General features: G+C 35.8%; 2 protein-coding genes and 1 pseudogene. All 3 read right to left on the bottom strand.

The genetic code is table 11. The features are described 5' to 3' along the window. A partial coding sequence (locus tag ACNKXV_RS12680) for a BT0820 family HAD-type phosphatase (RefSeq protein ID WP_417908109.1) occupies positions 1-339 on the bottom strand: 339 nt, incomplete at its 3' end. A gap of 52 nt (positions 340-391) precedes the next feature. Next, entirely contained in the window at positions 392-967 is a 576-nt protein-coding gene (locus ACNKXV_RS12675) for a thioredoxin family protein (RefSeq protein ID WP_417908108.1), read from the bottom strand. Positions 968-971: 4 nt separating this feature from the next. Further along, a pseudogene (locus tag ACNKXV_RS12670) lies at positions 972-1559 on the bottom strand (2,3-bisphosphoglycerate-independent phosphoglycerate mutase); the annotation flags it as partial.

The raw sequence follows: 1559 nt of genomic DNA, 5'->3' as shown, positions 1-1559 counted from the left end.
GAGTGAATGATAAATCTCTCCCCAACCTTTCATTCCTCCAATATTTCTATCGTCAATAAAAATATCTGCAAGAATTTTACGGCTTATTGTATCATCAAATTCCTCCTCAGGATAACTTTTATTAATAGCGTAAAATTTAAGACCATGTTTTTCGCAAAATTCAACAGCTTCATCGAGTCTGTTTCCGTGCCTGTAGGTCCATAAGATTAGACGGTGACCTTCTTCCTGCAATTTTTTTAAAGAATCAAATGCAAAAAGAATAGGTTTTCCTATTTCAGGAAATCTGTTCTCTACTATAGTACCGTCAAAATCAACTGCTATCGTTAGAGAAGTTGGCATGCTACTAAATTAGTTAATATTTTCGAATTTAATGGTTTAGCTATAAGATTAGTTAGTCTGCATAGGAGTTTTTGTACTCTTCTCCACTAACAATCCTGGCAATATCTTCTTCAATACTCTCCGCTCTGGCATATTCCACAAACCGGTTCCATTCTTTTCCGTTTTTGAAGAAAATTATAGTTGGAACCATTTGAACATCAAGTTCTTCCTCTATTTTAGAAGGAGTTTGTTTATTGTGGTCTACCGCGATTAGCTCAAGATTATCAGAATTAAAATCTACTTCATCTAAGATCTTAAGAAGCTTAGGGATTTCCCTTTTGCTATCACCGCACCAGGTTCCCATTAAAACTTTTAATTTATAATCATGAATATTATTGGCAATGATGGTCATTTCTTCACTATCCGGATTGAATTTCTCATATCTCGGATTGTACCAGGTGGAATAAGGCTTTTTTTGTAAATCTTCCTTTACGAATTTTCCAAGCAGGTCATCGTTTTGAGTACCTAGAGCTTCTTCTTTTTCTAACCATTCATCTTCCATAGCCATATCCATTTCTACAGATGGATCATTTACTTTATTTCCACAGCTAATAGTTATTAGGGCTAGTAAAATATATAATCTTGTCATAGTTTTAAATTAATGGATCTTCAGTCATTAAATCTGGTTGGGAAATGCCCATCAGTTTTAAAATAGTTGGTGCAATATTCCCTAATTTTCCGTCATTGATCTTTTTGATGTCCTTGTCCATAAGGATTAAAGGAACCGGATTTGTGGTATGTGCCGTGTTGGGACTGCCATCCGGATTAATCATAGTTTCACTGTTTCCATGATCTGCGATGATTATTACAGAATAACCATGTTCATAAGCAGTTTCAGCTACCTCTTTAGCACAGATATCTACTGTTTCACAAGCTTTAACAGCTGCATTAAAATCTCCGGTATGTCCTACCATATCGGGATTTGCAAAATTAAGACAAACAAAATCTGCTGACTCTTTTTCAAGTTCAGGAATAATTTTGTCCTTGATCTCATAAGCACTCATTTCCGGCTTAAGATCATAGGTAGCAACTTTTGGTGAATTGCACATGAGTCTTCTTTCTCCTGAAAATGGCTCTTCCCGTCCACCTGAAAAGAAGAAGGTTACGTGAGGATATTTTTCAGTTTCAGCAATTCGTATCTGCTTTTTACCTTCATGTTCAAGTACTTCGCCAAGGGTCGC

Source organism: Christiangramia aquimixticola (genome assembly GCF_048285835.1).
Taxonomy (GTDB): domain Bacteria; phylum Bacteroidota; class Bacteroidia; order Flavobacteriales; family Flavobacteriaceae; genus Christiangramia; species Christiangramia aquimixticola.
The sequence above is the reverse complement of the archived record's forward strand: the minus strand, read 5'-3'. Positions and strand labels throughout refer to the sequence as shown.